The sequence below is a fragment of the Peribacillus sp. FSL E2-0218 genome, from assembly GCF_037992945.1.
In the GTDB taxonomy this organism is placed as follows: Bacteria; Bacillota; Bacilli; order Bacillales; family DSM-1321; genus Peribacillus; species Peribacillus simplex_B.
Genome location: NZ_CP150304.1, coordinates 750711 through 766317, shown reverse-complemented (window position 1 = coordinate 766317; position 15607 = coordinate 750711). Strand labels below are relative to the sequence as shown.

At 43.4% G+C, this 15607-nt stretch carries 15 protein-coding genes; 4 read left to right on the top strand and 11 right to left on the bottom strand.

The genetic code is table 11. The annotated features are described in order from the left end of the window. Positions 1-62: 62 nt before the first annotated feature. Positions 63-245 carry a YfhD family protein gene (locus tag MHI53_RS03655; protein ID WP_340372786.1) on the top strand — a complete coding sequence of 61 codons (183 nt, stop codon included), beginning with the start codon at positions 63-65 and terminating at the stop codon, positions 243-245. Positions 246-541: 296 nt separating this feature from the next. Here MHI53_RS03655 and MHI53_RS03650 read toward each other — a convergent pair whose 3' ends face one another. The 5 genes from MHI53_RS03650 to MHI53_RS03630 all read right to left on the bottom strand — a co-directional run bounded on the left by MHI53_RS03650 (position 542) and on the right by MHI53_RS03630 (position 5912). Continuing rightward, on the bottom strand, positions 542-2125 hold the full coding sequence (locus MHI53_RS03650) for a fatty acid--CoA ligase (protein ID WP_340372785.1): 1584 nt from the start codon (positions 2123-2125) through the stop codon (positions 542-544). A 132-nt stretch (positions 2126-2257) separates the two neighbouring features. After that, the gene (locus MHI53_RS03645; RefSeq protein WP_340372784.1) at positions 2258-3409 is read right to left on the bottom strand and encodes a thiolase family protein; all 1152 of its coding nucleotides are present in this window, start codon (positions 3407-3409) and stop codon (positions 2258-2260) included. A gap of 32 nt (positions 3410-3441) precedes the next feature. Next, a complete protein-coding gene (locus MHI53_RS03640; RefSeq protein ID WP_340372783.1) occupies positions 3442-4587 on the bottom strand; it encodes an acyl-CoA dehydrogenase family protein in 1146 nt (381 codons plus the stop codon). Between the two features lie 84 nt (positions 4588-4671). Continuing rightward, positions 4672-5439: a 3-hydroxyacyl-CoA dehydrogenase gene (locus MHI53_RS03635; protein ID WP_340372782.1), complete on the bottom strand. Its 768-nt coding sequence runs from the start codon at positions 5437-5439 to the stop codon at positions 4672-4674. A gap of 71 nt (positions 5440-5510) precedes the next feature. After that, positions 5511-5912 (bottom strand): MerR family transcriptional regulator, encoded by a 402-nt coding sequence (locus MHI53_RS03630; protein WP_340372781.1) that lies wholly within the window; start codon positions 5910-5912, stop codon positions 5511-5513. A 163-nt stretch (positions 5913-6075) separates the two neighbouring features. Between MHI53_RS03630 and MHI53_RS03625 the strand changes: the two genes are divergently transcribed. From MHI53_RS03625 to MHI53_RS03615, 3 genes are all read left to right on the top strand, one after another. Continuing rightward, complete coding sequence (locus MHI53_RS03625) at positions 6076-6501, top strand: universal stress protein (RefSeq protein ID WP_061142505.1); 426 nt, start codon at positions 6076-6078, stop codon at positions 6499-6501. 133 nt (positions 6502-6634) lie between these two features. Beyond that, complete coding sequence (locus tag MHI53_RS03620; protein ID WP_340373639.1) at positions 6635-7519, top strand: LysR family transcriptional regulator; 885 nt, start codon at positions 6635-6637, stop codon at positions 7517-7519. Between the two features lie 163 nt (positions 7520-7682). Next, the gene (locus tag MHI53_RS03615; protein ID WP_061142506.1) at positions 7683-8054 is read left to right on the top strand and encodes a hypothetical protein; all 372 of its coding nucleotides are present in this window, start codon (positions 7683-7685) and stop codon (positions 8052-8054) included. Positions 8055-8117: 63 nt separating this feature from the next. Here MHI53_RS03615 and MHI53_RS03610 read toward each other — a convergent pair whose 3' ends face one another. The 6 genes from MHI53_RS03610 to MHI53_RS03585 all read right to left on the bottom strand — a co-directional run bounded on the left by MHI53_RS03610 (position 8118) and on the right by MHI53_RS03585 (position 15553). After that, complete coding sequence (locus MHI53_RS03610; RefSeq protein WP_340372780.1) at positions 8118-8840, bottom strand: amino acid ABC transporter ATP-binding protein; 723 nt, start codon at positions 8838-8840, stop codon at positions 8118-8120. Continuing rightward, positions 8837-9493 (bottom strand): amino acid ABC transporter permease, encoded by a 657-nt coding sequence (locus MHI53_RS03605; protein WP_061142508.1) that lies wholly within the window; start codon positions 9491-9493, stop codon positions 8837-8839. The genes MHI53_RS03610 and MHI53_RS03605 overlap by 4 nt, the downstream gene beginning before the upstream one ends. 77 nt (positions 9494-9570) lie before the next feature. Then, positions 9571-10392 (bottom strand): basic amino acid ABC transporter substrate-binding protein, encoded by an 822-nt coding sequence (locus MHI53_RS03600; RefSeq protein ID WP_340372779.1) that lies wholly within the window; start codon positions 10390-10392, stop codon positions 9571-9573. A gap of 328 nt (positions 10393-10720) precedes the next feature. Next, positions 10721-11740 (bottom strand): AI-2E family transporter, encoded by a 1020-nt coding sequence (locus MHI53_RS03595; protein ID WP_061142509.1) that lies wholly within the window; start codon positions 11738-11740, stop codon positions 10721-10723. Positions 11741-11918: 178 nt separating this feature from the next. Further along, on the bottom strand, positions 11919-12149 hold the full coding sequence (locus MHI53_RS03590) for an excisionase family DNA-binding protein (RefSeq protein ID WP_057914527.1): 231 nt from the start codon (positions 12147-12149) through the stop codon (positions 11919-11921). Between the two features lie 164 nt (positions 12150-12313). Further along, positions 12314-15553, bottom strand: a complete 3240-nt coding sequence (locus tag MHI53_RS03585; protein WP_340372778.1) for a family 43 glycosylhydrolase — start codon at positions 15551-15553, stop codon at positions 12314-12316. Between the last annotated feature and the right edge of the window lie 54 nt (positions 15554-15607).

The following is a 15607-nucleotide window of genomic DNA, read 5'->3' as shown; positions in this document are numbered from 1 at the left end:
ACAAAATAAGCAGGAGATGAAATTCATCTCCTGCTTATTTTTTAAATTTAGGGGGCGTAAACATGGGACGCAATAACATACATCATAATCGAGACAAAAATAAGCAAAAATTGCCGCAAGTTCCTAAAAACCTGAAAAGTGACGGACTTGACGTTGAATACTCTTCCGAACTGGCTGACCAGGAAGACATCAAAGCGCAAGCACGAGCAAAGGAAGCGGATCGTCGAGCTCATAATCGCCGCTGATCGTTTTAAAACATGGGGGCTATTTTAGCCCCTAACTTGTTCTTATCCACACCTTTTATCCACATCATTGTTAATATTGTGGATATATTCTGAAAATACTGATAAACAATAGGCATTATGACTTGCTTTACCAACAAGAAAATAATGTTATTTATGGATAACTCTGTGGATTATGTGGATAAAGGCGATATTCCTCTGTGCAGTCAGGATTTTAATTGTGGATAACTTTTCACTCCCCTTGCCCATATCGCCAAAGTTATTATTCACCGTTATCCAACTGGATTTGTTCCACACATTTAGAAATGGAGATTTCCCAACCCTTTGTCGTTAGCGATATTCTCCAGCTGTTTACGGAGCAGGAATTTTTGTATCTTGCCACTTGCATTTCGCGGCAGCTCTTCACAGAATATATATCTTCTCGGTCGTTTATAATTAGCTAGTGCATCACTTTCCTTACACCAGTTTTCTAAATCGAGTTCCGTTAACCCGGAACCTTTCGCTACGATGAACGCCGTTACCGTTTCCCCCCATTTTTCATTCGGTTGACCGAGTACCGCACAGTCAAACACTTGAGGATGCCCATGAAGTGTATCTTCCACTTCCCGCGGGTACACATTTTCACCCCCGGAAATGATCATGTCATCCACTCGGTCCTTCACCCACAAATATCCATCTTCATCCAGGTAACCAATATCACCGGAATGGTACCAGCCCTTATAAAGCGCTTTTTCCGTCTCCGCATCCTTTCGAAAATAGCCTTGCATGATACATGGACCCTTCACAAGAATTTCGCCCGTTTGCCCTGGCTCCAATACTTCCTCTGGCTCCGATGGCCCGTCATCATTGGGGCGGACAATGATGATTTCATGTTCCGGACATGGCTTGCCGGCAGAGCCCGCTTTCCTTATTTGATCATCTTCCATCAGGAAAGTGATGGCTGGCCCCATTTCAGTCATTCCATATGCTTGGATGAACTGGATTCCCAGCTTTTCCTGACAAGCATATACAAGCGATGGCGCCATTGGAGCAGCTCCATATAGCCCTAGCTTCAGGCTCTGGAATTTATACTCGGCCAGGTTTTCCTGAATGATCATGTTCCACATCGTAGGCGCAGCGAATAACTTGGTGATCCCCTCTGACTCAACTAGCTCCATCACCTTTTTCGGATTGAACTGGTGGAGGATGACATTCATCGCTCCAACCTGTACGCGAGGTAAAAAGCAACAATGCAGTTCGGCACAATGAAACATCGGTGCAGTGATCAAACCTATATCGGATCGTTCATAATGAAGGGCCTCGCTTAAAATCGCAGCATGTTTGACCATATCTTTATGTAGGTGAATGACCCCTTTCGGACGCCCCGTCGTCCCACTCGTATACATGATGGCATAAACATCATCCTCATGAACCTCCACTTCGGCCGGCTGAGATGAAACGCAGGCCAATTTTTGGCGGTAGCCTTTCGCATACCCCGGCACATCATCATCAATGTACCAGAAACCCGTTTCCGGGAATCGCTTTTCAATAGCCGCAACCACTGATTCCAATTCACGTTCGAATAAAACGACTTTTGGTGCTGCATCATTTAAAATGAAGGCCACTTCTTCCGGCATGAGGCGGAAGTTGATTGGATTGAAGATGGCGCCGATTTTTGCGCAGGCAAAGAAGGCAGTGGCAAGCTCTTCATTGTTGTAGAGGTACGTGGAGACTCTGTCGCCTTTTCGAACGCCTTCCGCCTGCAAGGCAGCCGCCAACCGATTCACCTGGTCATTCCACTGAATATACGTGTAGCGGATATTTCTTCTCACGTCGTAGATAGCCTCTTTAATGGGGAATTTCTGAACGGTCTGATCAAAGATATTTTTAATCGTTACTGACATATCATTTCCTCCTCAATTAAGCCACCCCTCAACAGAACGAGCTCTTACGTCAGTCTGGCGATAGTCGGCTGTTTCACTTTTTCAGCTTGCCTTTCGTGTAAATGCCCCATGTTCATGACCGCAGGCTTCATTTCAATCCAATCTTTCAATGATCGTGGCGTTGGCCATCCCATGTCCCTCACACATTGTTTGCAGCCCATAGCGCCCGCCTGTCCTTTCCAGCTCATGAATCATCGATACCATGATCCGCGCACCACTGCCACCAAGAGGATGTCCTAAGGCAATTGCCCCGCCATTGGGATTCAGCTTCTTCTGATCCGCCCCGGTTTCTTTAAGCCACGCAATCGGTACAGGAGCAAAAGCCTCATTCACTTCAAAAATATCGATATCATCAATGGAAAGTCCCGCTTTTTCCAATGCTTTTTGTGTGGCGGGGATCGGTCCGGTCAGCATCAGCGTGGGATCTGAGCCGACGACGACCCTCGTATGCACCTTAAATCGTGGTTTCAAGCCAAGTTCTTCGGCTTTACTGCGCTCCATCAATAATAAAGCGGCGGCACCATCACTGATTTGACTTGAGTTGCCTGCGTGAATTAACCCATTTTCTTGAAAAACGGGCTTCAGGCCTGAGAGTACTTCCAGAGTAGTTCCGCTTCTAGGACCTTGATCCTCCGTAACTTCAAGATGATTCCCTTCTTTATCGGTACCGATAACGGAAATCATTTCACGTTCGAAATGTCCTTCTTTTTGAGCACGTATCGCTTTGGCATGGCTCGTAACGGAAAATTGATCGCAATCCTCCCGTGTGATCCCCCACTTCTTTGCTATCCTTTCAGCAGATATCCCTTGGTTGATCACCTCATAGCTGTCCGAATACTTTTGACTCGTTGTTGCCCCTTGGTAATTCGAACCCATTGGGACTCGGGACATGTTTTCGACCCCGCCCGCCACTACTACATCCATATCCCCCGACAAGATGGCCTGGGAAGCAAAATGAACGGCCTGTTGACTTGAGCCGCATTGACGATCGATTGTCGTTCCCGGCACCTCAATCGGATACCCGGCAATCAATGCAGCAACCCGAGCTATATCGCCAGCCTGCTCCCCAGACTGTGAAACGCATCCTAAAATGACATCATCGACAAGGGCAGGATCAATATCCACTTTTTCCATGAGCTTCTTCAATACTTCCCCTGCCAGATCATCCGGGCGAATGTCTTTCAAGACACCGTTCCGTCTGCCTACTGGAGTCCGAATCCCTTCTACGATAACCACTTCGCGCATATGCACTCTCCCCCTCCATATCCTGTTTTCCTTTAAAGGCCAAGATTTTTAGCGATGATTTTCTTCATGATTTCATTTGTTCCCGCATAGATGCTAGCCACTGGAATGTCCCTGTACCTTCTGGCAATCTTGTACTCCTCCATATATCCATAGCCGCCGTGAAGCTGCATGCATTCAATGGATATTTTTCTGGCGGTCTCGGTCAAGCGCCATTTTGCCATCGACACCTCTGTGACGACCTGTTCCCCCGCCATATGGTTGGAGATCAATTGATCAAGGAAAGCACGGCCCATTTTAATTTCAGTTGCCATTTCGGCAATCTTAAATTGAGTATTTTGAAATTGGCTTACGGATTTTCCGAATGCTTCCCTGCTTTTTACATATTCAATCGTATCGTCAAGCATATCCTCTGATGCCGTTTGGGCACAAATGGCTACGACAAGGCGTTCCTGCTGCAATTTTTCCATTAAATATGTAAAACCCTTGCCTTCTTCACCAAGCAGATTTTCTTTCGGCACCCGGCAATCCTCAAAAATAAGTTCAGCTGTATCCTGACTGTGCAAACCAAGCTTCTTCAGTTTTCTCCCTCTTGAAAAACCTGGTGTATCCCTTTCCACCACGACCAAGCTTACGCCTTTGTGCTTCGGAACCGCATTGGGATCCGTTTTGCATGCCACGATGACGAGATCCGAATGAATGCCATTTGTGATGAATGTCTTTTGCCCGTTCAAAATGTAATGATTTCCATCCAAAATCGCCGTCGTTTTGATATTGGCCAAGTCAGAGCCTGTTCCAGGTTCCGTCATGGCAATGGCCGTAATGATTTCCCCTGTTGTACATTTTGGAAGCCAGCGCTGCTTCTGCCATTCATTCCCATAGGCAGTGATATACGGAACAGTAATGTCACTGTGAAGCCCGAAACCAATGAAACCAGAACCAACCCTTTCGAGTTCTTCATTAATTATGACCGCAAATCCCCAATCCCCCCCGGAACCCCCAAACTCTTCTCCAAGGTCGGGACATAAAAAGCCATGCTCACCCATTTTCATCCAAAATGACCGAGGAATGATTCGTTCTTCCTCCCAGCGCTCATAGTTTGGGATCGCTTCTTTTTCTAAAAACTTTCGGAATGATTTTCGAAAAATCTCATGCTCTTCATTCAAATATGGATGTTTCATCTTGTCTATCTCCTTTGTTTGCTTTATGATTTCTCCCTTTCCTTTGGAGGAAGGTTTTTTTCAAGATTAATAGGGTCCCGACACTTACCTAGGCGACATCCGGATGGCCCCATCCAGCCTAATCGTTTCTCCATTCAGCATCGGATTCGTTATGATGCTTTCCGTAAGTTTTGCATACTCATCGGGATATCCCAGCCGCGAAGGAAACGGCACGGTTTTTCCAAGGGACACCCTCGCTTCTTCAGGCAATGAGTCGAACATTGGTGTATGGAACAAGCCCGGTGCTATCGATACGACACGGATCCCCTTTGTGGCAAGCTCCCTGGCAATCGGCAAAGTCATTCCAACCACTCCTCCTTTAGAGGCACTATAGGCGGCTTGTCCTATCTGCCCTTCAAAGGCAGCTACCGAGGCAGTATTGATAATCACCCCGCGTTCGCCGTCTTGGTTCGGTTCATTTCCGACCATTTTTTGGGCAGCCAGACGGATCACATTGAATGTACCGACCAAATTGATAGCCACCACTTTTGAGAACGCTTCCAATTCATGAGCGCCTTCTCTGCCGATGACCTTCCGCGCTATCGCAACGCCTGCACAATTGATGACCGTATTAATGCTCCCGAATCTTTCCATGCCTTTTTCCAACGCTCTGCTTACACTCTCTTCACTCGTTACATCCGTCTTGACAAACAGGACTGAATTTCCCAATTCCTGCTCCATTTTTTCCCCATTTACTTCCGAGAGATCGAGGATGACCGCTTTTCCACCTTTTTTAATGATATTTCTTACAGCTGCCGCTCCGAGACCTGAAGCTCCTCCTGTCACTGCTGCAATGGTTTTTTGAATATCCAAATGCCTCACCTCATTCGTTTCGTCTAGAATATATATTCATCTTTTTCCATCATCAAAACCTAATTTCCATATTAAATTTGTGACCTGATCAGGTTTTCGTTCATTTTCAAGTCATGAAGGTTTTTATTGAATCCTTGGATCATCTGTTCAAAATCCTCTTTCAATTCATTCAACTCTTTAATGCGCTCATTTATTTCGTGTAATTTCTGTCCTGCCGTGTCAATCGTTTTTTCCAATTGCTTGATGCCTGTCCTGTCCTCATCAAACAAAAGGACAATATCCTTTATTTCCGCTAACGAGAACCCATATTTTTTTCCACGCATGATGATTTTGAGTTGGGCATACTCTTTCTTTCCATACGCCCTTTTTCTTGATTCTGTACGTTTTGGCTTTAGCATGCCTAGTTCCTCATAATACCGGAGCGTCCTTGTCGTCAATTCGAATTCTTGCGCTAACTCAGAAATGGTGTACATGTTAAAACCACACTTTACAAAGGGATTATTTACCTTTATCTTACCATTGACGTTAACGTAAACTTCAATAAATATTCACAAAATTTATACTATATGAAACGATATGGAAGATTCAACCTGATATACTAGGGGTATATTCATTATATAGAAGGGAAGGATTATCATGATTTGTTCAAAAATATTAGTAGCTTATGATGAGTCTGAATTGGCACTTAAATCTTTAGAAAAGGCGATAGAGTTAGCGAAGCTTGATCCGGCCATTGAAGTGCAGGTGCTTCACGCTGTTACACTACCGATCAAATCAAATATTTACGGCAATGCCTTTCAGGAAATAGAAGAATCGATGCGCAAATATGGCAATGAAGTGATAGGAAAAGCGGAAGCCCTATTATCGGAAATTCCGAATGCTTCCCAAACATTTGTCGTCGAGGGGTCTGCCATCACGGCCTTATTGGAACATGCAAAATCCCATAACTGTGACCTTATCATCATGGGCAGCCGCGGATTAAGCGGATTCAAGGAATTCCTCGGCAGCGTGAGCCATTACATCGTTCAGCATTCGTCTGTGCCTGTCCTATTAGTTAAATAAAAAGGGATGGGGTGACATATAGTAAGAAGCTGGGTTCCTTAGGAGTCCAGCTTTTTTTGATCCGCTTGTTTTACAAACACTTCCGCTTCCAGGTAAAATGAAGGTACTTTTAATGAGGATAACAGGTGAAGCAATGGATATTAAACATTTACAATATTTTATTGAGGTAACTAATTTTAATAATTTCACTCGGGCAGCCGATCATTTATTCATTACGCAGCCGGCCATCAGCAAAATGATTAAAAACCTTGAAATCGAGCTGGGCGTCGAGCTTTTTGATCGTTCGCGCAAGCAATTGATTCTGACCGATGCAGGCAGGGTTGTCTTGGAGCAGGCAAAGTTGATTGATAAAGCCTTTCGAAATCTGGAAACGGAAGTGGACAATTTGCTAGGCTTGAAAAAGGGACATATTCGCATCGGATTGCCCCCCATCATCGACGCTTCTTTCTTTCCCCAGATTCTTAGCCGGTTTCATGAGCAATATCCCAATATAACCTTTCAGTTAGTGGAGGATGGTTCAAAGAAAATTGAAGAGTCCGTCCAAAAGGACCAAATAGATATAGGCGTGATCGTCCTGCCGACCAACACCTCACTTTTCCACCATTTTTCTTTTTTGGAAGAAGACATTAACTTGATTGTGTACCCTTCCCATCCATTTGCCAATCGGCAAGAAATCGATTTGGCCGAGCTGGAAAACGAGTCCTTCATCTTATTCAACAAAGATTACGTCCTCCGGGATCTTATCATTTCTTCCTGTAGTGAGGCCGGCTTTTCTCCACATATCGTCACGGAAAGCTCACGCTGGGATTTCATCGAAGAAATGGTTTACTGCAAGCTTGGCGTTGCTCTTTTACCTGAAAGCTTGTGCCGGCATGATGAACGCGTGAGGTCGATAAAGGTTAAACAACCATCCATTAGCTGGAAGCTTGGCTTCATTTGGAGCAAGGACCATTACCTGTCATACGCCGCAAAAGAATGGCTGAAATATACGAAGGAAGCGCTCAACAATAAGGAGTGAAATGAAGGTGACCCAAACGGTGTAAGCACTACCATAGATGCAAGTTATGGAAACGATAACATCTAACCATTTTACATGCGTATCGCCCAGGGGTAGACTTGATAAGAGTCAAAGGCCGTTCATGCTATGGAAACGATTTTTTTAAGAAAGGAGTAAGAAATATATGATCACTTTATCTAGTGTCGATGAGTTACGGGCAACCGAAGCCGCGCTTAGGAAAATTAAATATTCATACCCCGAATTATTTAATAAATTATTCCATGTCGTTGCCTTAACACGAACACTGCAATTTAAATATCATTTTATGGGCACATTACTCATGGATGAAAATTATAACGAATACACCCCTGAATTCGTTACGCCCTCCGTTACCGATTTATATAAAGAGGAAGTTCAAAAGTTAAAGAATGATCCTGATTTCCACATCTTACTTCAGATTTTCACCAACAGTAAAAACATTGGCTACGCCAAAATCAGTATGCTGGTGCTGGGTAAAAGTCCTGAATCGCTTTTAGGCGCTTCAACAATAAAATGAAGCGCCCGTAGGTTCTTCCGAAAAAGACCATCCTTAATGGAGGTTTTTTTTCTTTGCTTAATCTTAGAGCACCTTGCTTAGAAAGGCTCTAGTTCGCTCCTGCTGCGGATGATTAAAAATCTCGCTGGGGATGTTTTCTTCAATGATATATCCTTCATCCATGAAGATCACCCGATCACCAACTTCTTTTGCGAATCCCATTTCATGGGTCACGACCACCATCGTCATCCCTTCCTTTGCCAGCTGCTTCATTACCTCAAGCACTTCACCGACCATTTCGGGATCAAGAGCCGAGGTCGGCTCGTCGAATAACATGATTTTTGGCTCCATTGCCAGCGCCCTGGCAATGGCCACACGCTGCTTTTGTCCCCCCGATAATGAATCCGGATACGCATTTGCCTTTTCGGCAAGACCCACTTTCTTAAGCAGGTCCATCCCTCTTTGCGCTGCCTGTTCTTTCGAAACCTTGCGTACCTTTAAAGGTGCGAGCATGATGTTCTCAATGACCGTCTTATGTGGAAATAAGTTGAAATGCTGAAAGACCATGCCAACTTCAGTTCGGACTTTATTGATATTGACCTTCTTGTCCGTCGTATCCAGACCTTCGATCAAAATATGTCCTGCCGTAATCGTTTCCAATTGATTGATACACCGGAGAAAAGTTGATTTACCCGATCCGGAAGGCCCGATTACCACAACCACTTCCTGTGGGGAAACGATTGCATTGACATTTTTCAATACTTCATTCTCCCCGAAGGATTTCTTAAGATTCTCGATTTTGATCATCCTGTTTTCAACCTTCTTTCGAGTCTATTTAATACGAAGCTTAAAATGAGGGTCAGGAATAAATAAATGAAGGCACACGCCAGATACGGCTCCCACACTTTAAAGTACTGGCTTCCCATCGCTTTTCCCCAATACATTAACTCTGGGGCTGCAATGACACATAATAAGGAGGAATCCTTTAATAACACGATGAACTCATTGCCGAGCGGCGGGATCATCCTTTTGAAGGCTTGGGGCAATATAACATGGACCATCGTTTGGGTATGGGTCATTCCCAAGGAACGGGATCCCTCCAATTGCCCTTTATCGATGGATTGAATGCCCGCACGGAATATTTCCGCGATATATGCCGCTGCATTTAAAGATAAAGCAATGACACCGGCGGCTACAGCATTCGTTTCCCCAGTAAATAAGGGCACGATGCCGAAATGAATCAAAAAGATTTGCACTAAAAGCGGGGTCCCACGAAAAACCGTGACATAACAGTAAAATGGGAATGCAAGCGCTTTGTTTTGCATGATTTTTCCTAGTCCGATCAATAAACCTAAAAAAGTTCCGATCAGGATGGATGAAACCGACAGCCCAATAGTAAGTAATGTACCTTTCAATAAGAAAGGAGCATATTCAAAAATAATATCCCAGCGAAAACTCATTCCATTCCCCTCCTAAAGGCCAAAAAAACTGCGTAACTTCACACGTAAAGTTACGCAATCTTTTACTATCTACTTTTTTATTGTTGTGCTTTCAATGTTTCCATATCTGGATCGGTACCAAACCATTCTTTATATATCTCTGCATATTTTCCGTTTTCATAAACGGCATTTACCGCTTTATCGAACTCCGGTTTCAATTCACTGCCTTTTGGAAACATAAGGCCGTAGAATTCCTCTTTGAAGGCTTTGCTATCTTCGACGACTTTCAGTTTCTGATCGGGGTTATTTTTCACATATTCCTCAACGACCGTATTATCAGCTACGACCGCTGCCGCTCCCCCTTGTAACAGTTCCTGGATTGCCAGGTTATTATTTTCGAATTTCTTGATATTCTTATTATTTTCCCCAATGAGCTTCTCCACTGCCGCCTGACCAGTTGTACCGGTCTGTACGGCAATGACCTTACCTTTCAGCTCACTGCCGGACTTTATATTACTTTTCTCTGGAACGAGAATCTTGTTTGTTGATAAGAAATATGGAACGGAAAAATCATACGTTTGTTTTCTTTTGTCATTTACTGTAATGGCAGAAACTGCGACATCCGCCCTTTTCTCTTCGATTTCAACGAAAATCGGATCCCAGCCTATACTTTCCACTTTAGGTTCATAACCAGCTTCTTTAGCCACGGCAGTGATGAAATCAACATCGAATCCTACAACCTTATCGCCTTCAAGGAATTCAAATGGAGCATAATTGGCGTCCGTCACGATCCTGAGTGTTTTCCCTTCTGACCCTTCTTCCTTACCCGTTGTCGAAACCTCTTTATCCTTGCCGCATCCCGCCAAGATGAGTAACAAAGATAACATGGTAAACATTAAAAAAGAAACCTTCTTCAACATAAATCCCCTTCTCTCTCGTAAACTCTCTCTTTAAAGAAAACTGATAAATCAAACTTTAGAGAACATTCAGTATTTTCATTTAAAAGTATTATACGTTTATTTGTTTTTTTATGCAATAAAAAGTCGGTAAATAACTTTCCTGAAATAAATTTTTAATCAATTAACTCGTTAAACCAAGCAAGCGAATATCCACCAAAAGGTCAACCTTTCGATTTTGCCTCGTATAAAGCATGATTAGATATTATATTAAAAACAAATAGAGCCCGCATTTTAAAATTTCAGACAAAAAAAAGCAGCGGCCGGTATGGCTGGCGCTGCTTACAAGATTTTATGGTGCTTGCTCTTTCACCTCTTCTATATCCAGCATATCCAACAGGAAGATGAAAATCGGTATCCCGATGATCAAGCCCCATATCCCAAGGAAATGCTCGGAAAACAACAAGATGATGAACGTGAAAAATGTTGGGAGATTCGTCTTTGCCGACATGAATTTCGGGTTCAAAATATAGCTTTCAATCGCATGGATCACAACGATCATGATCAGCACCGCAATCACTTTTGGCATGCCTCCGATGCTATAGGCAATCATGCTAAGAGGGACGAGGGAAATGATGACCCCTGCTACCGGAATCAAACCGAGAAAGAATATCATGATTCCTAGACCGAGCAACTGCGGAAAGCCAAGGATCCATAAGAATGTTACTGATAGCACTGCATTCGTAATGGCTATCAAGAACTGTACCTCAATTACTTTTCCGAATGAATTAACGAATTTAACGCCGAAGTGCCCCAAGTTTATGAAGAACGATTTAAATTTGGCCCGCTTGAATTTAGAAGTGAAGCGGATGATTTTATCTTTTTCCAATAAGAAAAAGAGGCTAAGCAACATGGAAATGAAAATCTGAAATGCGAGTTTACCGAAATCGGATATATAAAGATAGAGTGTATTCATCTGTTTTTGAAGATCGAGCGGCGACTCAAGCTCGTTCATTATATCTATGGCGTATTGAATGACCCTACTATCTGGTGGATGTTGAAAGAAGAAGACGATCTGCGTGACTAATTCCGTGAATTGGAGCGTGATGACCGGTAAATATTTGTAAAGAACGATGGCTAAACAGGATACGACAACGACATATAAAAAACTTATAACAACTTTAGAGTTGATATACATCACTTTATTAAGCCGAATCATGATAAATTGCTCCAGCCTCCCCATAAGAAAGGTGAAAACAAATGTAAATAAGACAATATTAACCATACTTCCGATGCTTACTAAAAAGAGGACCAACACTAATAATGTAATTAACCTAGAAAAACCTTCACTTTGTAAATACTCTTTTACCACTTACCTATCTCCTAACTACCATTCTGCCGTGATAATTCCTTCTACCTCTTATTTTACACGGAATGGAGGGATTCTACTACAATTACATACCATTGACAACAAAATTTTTTGAATGATCAGTTAGTCCTATGCCAGCTACATGGATGAACTAAAAAAACACCTGCCGTTTCGGCAAGTGCTAATCTTCATCCTTCACATCAATATCTTCTGGAATTGGTTCATTATAATAGTCAGCCAATTGCTTCTTATATTTCTCCATTTGTTCAAGATGTGTATTGAATTGCTCTTTGAAAATCAAATGCTGTTCACCGTCATGAACGGTGCGAATTTTGTTTTGAGCGACCAAGCTTTCGATATAAGATTCCGGCATCGATAAATATTCCGCAGTCTCTTTTACTGTCAAGTACATGCCTTCACCCCTTTTCCTTCTAACTATACTAGATTGCGGGCATTATTTGAAGTGCTGCCATTTTCCCCGTCCTTTCAAGGTTTTTGCCTGGGCTGTTTTTTATCCCTTTAATCAGGAAGAGGGTGTTCCCAATTTGCATTGGGAGCACCCTCAGCCGGCCCGGCCTATTTCTCGTTTATCCACGATTCCAGCAGTGCATTGGCATCTGCATTCAGGTTCTCCTTCACATCATCATCAATATGCTTATCATTTTCCTTTTTGTTCAGTTGCTTCAGGAAATTTTTCATATTCTTGACTGCTTGCTCGTCATGTCCCCTATCGTGTTCTTTTTTGGCTTGATCTAGATGCTTGCTTAATTGGCCTGCCAATCGATTATCGATTGAACCATCATCTGCATACCCATCAACAAGTTTTTCAATGGATTCGATGCTCGTTTTCACCACTATCTTCAAAGCGTTCGAGTTAACGGTATACCCATTCAAGCTAACCTTGACATAGAGGATCGCCTTTCCGGGATCATGGGCAGTGATGACTCCCTTCCTTATCGATATGATTTTCTTGTTGCTGCTCACGTACTTGATAGTGGCTTCGCTCAAATCAGCCGCTTTCCCATCGCTATATCTCCCGCTGATCTTTAAGTCTGCCATCTTGTCCCGGTACAGTTTTCCCTTATTTGCCTCCAGGGTGATTGAGTCTAACCCGACAACCTTCACCTTATACGTATCCGTTATTTGTGGGTTACCCGCCAATGTGGCTTTTACGACCACAGTCCCCTTTTCCTTGGCCGTTATAAGCCCTGTTTTGGATACACTAGCGACTTCTTTCCCTTTTTCGACCGACCATGTTACTGACTTATCCGTCGCATTATCCGGCAGAATTTTTGCTGATAATTGAAGTGTTCCTCCTTTTACGGCTATTTTTTTTGCTCCGTCCTTCCCGATGATTTCCAATGAAGTTGCAGCCGAAGGTTTTTGTACAGTTACGACGCTCGAAACTTCCTGATCATCAATGATTGCTTTAATGGTAGCTTTCCCTACTGCTTTCCCAGTTACCATCCCTATCGAATTCACCACTGCAACATCTGTATCACTGGAGTTCCATTTGATTGTACTTGTATGATTCGCTGGCTTTACCGCAGCATGGAATTGATAGGTTTCTCCTACATTCACGGTTTTCTCCGGTTCCACAGTCACACTTGTCACAGGCACCGTCGGGACGACCGGATTTGGCACATCCGCCTTATACATCGATAAATTATCCATATTCACATTGCCGATGCTGCCATTATCGATCCGGTAACTGATTACGTTTTTACCCGCCTTTAAACTTAGACGTTCCGAACCTGTAAACCATTCCTCCCAGCTGATTGCCGTTTTATCTGGTGTAATGGTTTTTACTTGGATACCATTTACATATACGTTGACTTTTGCTCTTGCAGGCAATTGCGTCCTCGGTCTATCTGTCGATTCCCCATCCACCTGTATGCCATAGGCATATCTCACGCCAACGATATAATCACCGGCTTCTTCTGCGTTTACAACAAAGCTTGCTTCAGCACCCGCTTTTTTCGGCAAGTTGATATAACCTGTTCCTTGATAATTAGCCTGGCTATTTTCTTTTTTAATATCACCATAGTGAATCCCATCCTCCGCTTGATACATAGCTCCTTGCCCTAAATCACCGGAGGGAAGCTTTTGCCACTCGAATGGCGAAACAGGTTGGCCAAAATTCGGTGTTCCATCTTCATTCCAATTGAATTTCTTAATATTCACTTGGCGCCATCCGTTAACTCCAGTATCTTTATATACGCGTGAATGATAGATCATCCAATCTTCCAAACCATCTGCGGACTTCACGAAGGCTGCCCGGGCAGGACCCGATACATCACTGGTGGATACGAAAACATCATTCGTCCGTGTCCAGGAATCCGGGTTTAAGATATCCCCATCTGTATTCTTGAAATAAGATAAACGATAATCATTTCCGGCAAAGTTGCCTTCCGACATGGTAATAAATACTTTTCCATCCTTTTGCAATACACGAGGACCTTCGCCGCCGCCACCCGGTAAAAAGGAGCGATCTGCCGTAATCGTATACGGATTATCCATTGGCACGATGGCCGGCCCGATTGGTTCACCGGAACCCAAGGTGCCCCATACGGCATATAGCTGGCCATTATAGTCGAACACCGTTAAGTCATTTGCTTGTTTATACTTTCCATTCTCACCTAGATATAAAGCACCCTTATCGACATACTCTCCTTGTGGATCATCCGTGACCGATTCCAAAACCGTCCCCATATGCTGGTAATCATATTCTTTCAGGTCGGCACAATAATATATATACCATTTGCCATCAAAAAAGAAGATTTCAGGGGCAAAAATGCGTGTTTGTGTTCCCTGGGAATCGAAGACCATCACCTTTTCCCCTTGATCAGTCAGGGTACGTGATTTCGATACATACACTTTATTGTTAGAGTCCAAGTTACTCGATGATACAAAGTAATAAAATCCATCCTTATACGTTACGAACGGGTCCTGTCCTTGATATAATGGGTTGTTGAATTTGTCTGAAACGGAAGAGCTTGTGACGCCCATATCTTTCATGAAATCAGAACGGGCAACCGATACGGCCTTGGTTTCCTCCATCAGTAATCCTGCCTTATCCCGATCGCTGACCCCTTGATCATCTATGGTGTCAAGCAGCTCCTTTGCCTTTTTTTTAGTGTCCAGCAGACTGGTTAACCTGCTTTCGTTCACTTCGTCGGAAAAATTACCCAACAAGTAATCCACCTTTTGAATTTCTGCAGTCAGCTCACCTTTTTTCGTTGCAATGACTTTCCCTATTGGCATGAACAGTGCAGATTCTGGAATGACTTCCTTCACCTGACTTGCACTTTCCCACTTCATACGAAGCCAGGAACCGCCCCAGCCTTGTAAATACTCCACCTTGATATCATAATGTTTCCCTGCTTCCAAGGATATTGGCGTACTGACTTGTTCTTTATCCCATTCCTGCTTCCAAAAGTCGATAATCAATTTTCCGTTGACCCACAGCCTGAAACCATCATCACCTTCCATAGAGAAGGTATAGTCCTCGGTATATTGCGGTACGATGGTACCTGTAAACCGGGCAGTATTGAAATCTGGTGTTCCTGAAAACTCATTAAAAATGTCGATGAACGAATCACCATTTAAGTTTGCGACTGGCCTTTCCCCTCGTTTATCATCGAACTTGAATACACTGATATCATTTCGATCATCAGGATTTTTTTCGACTTTAAAAAATTCACCCAGCAATCCGTGACCATCAATGGTTGGATCTGCAGCACGAACATCCATAGCTATGTTATTGGTGCCTGCAAAAAGGATGACTGCCAAGAGTATTCCTAATACCCTTTTCATAATGCTCCCCCCTATTCTCCCCTTCATTTTCATCCGCCAAAATGGATGTTGGCA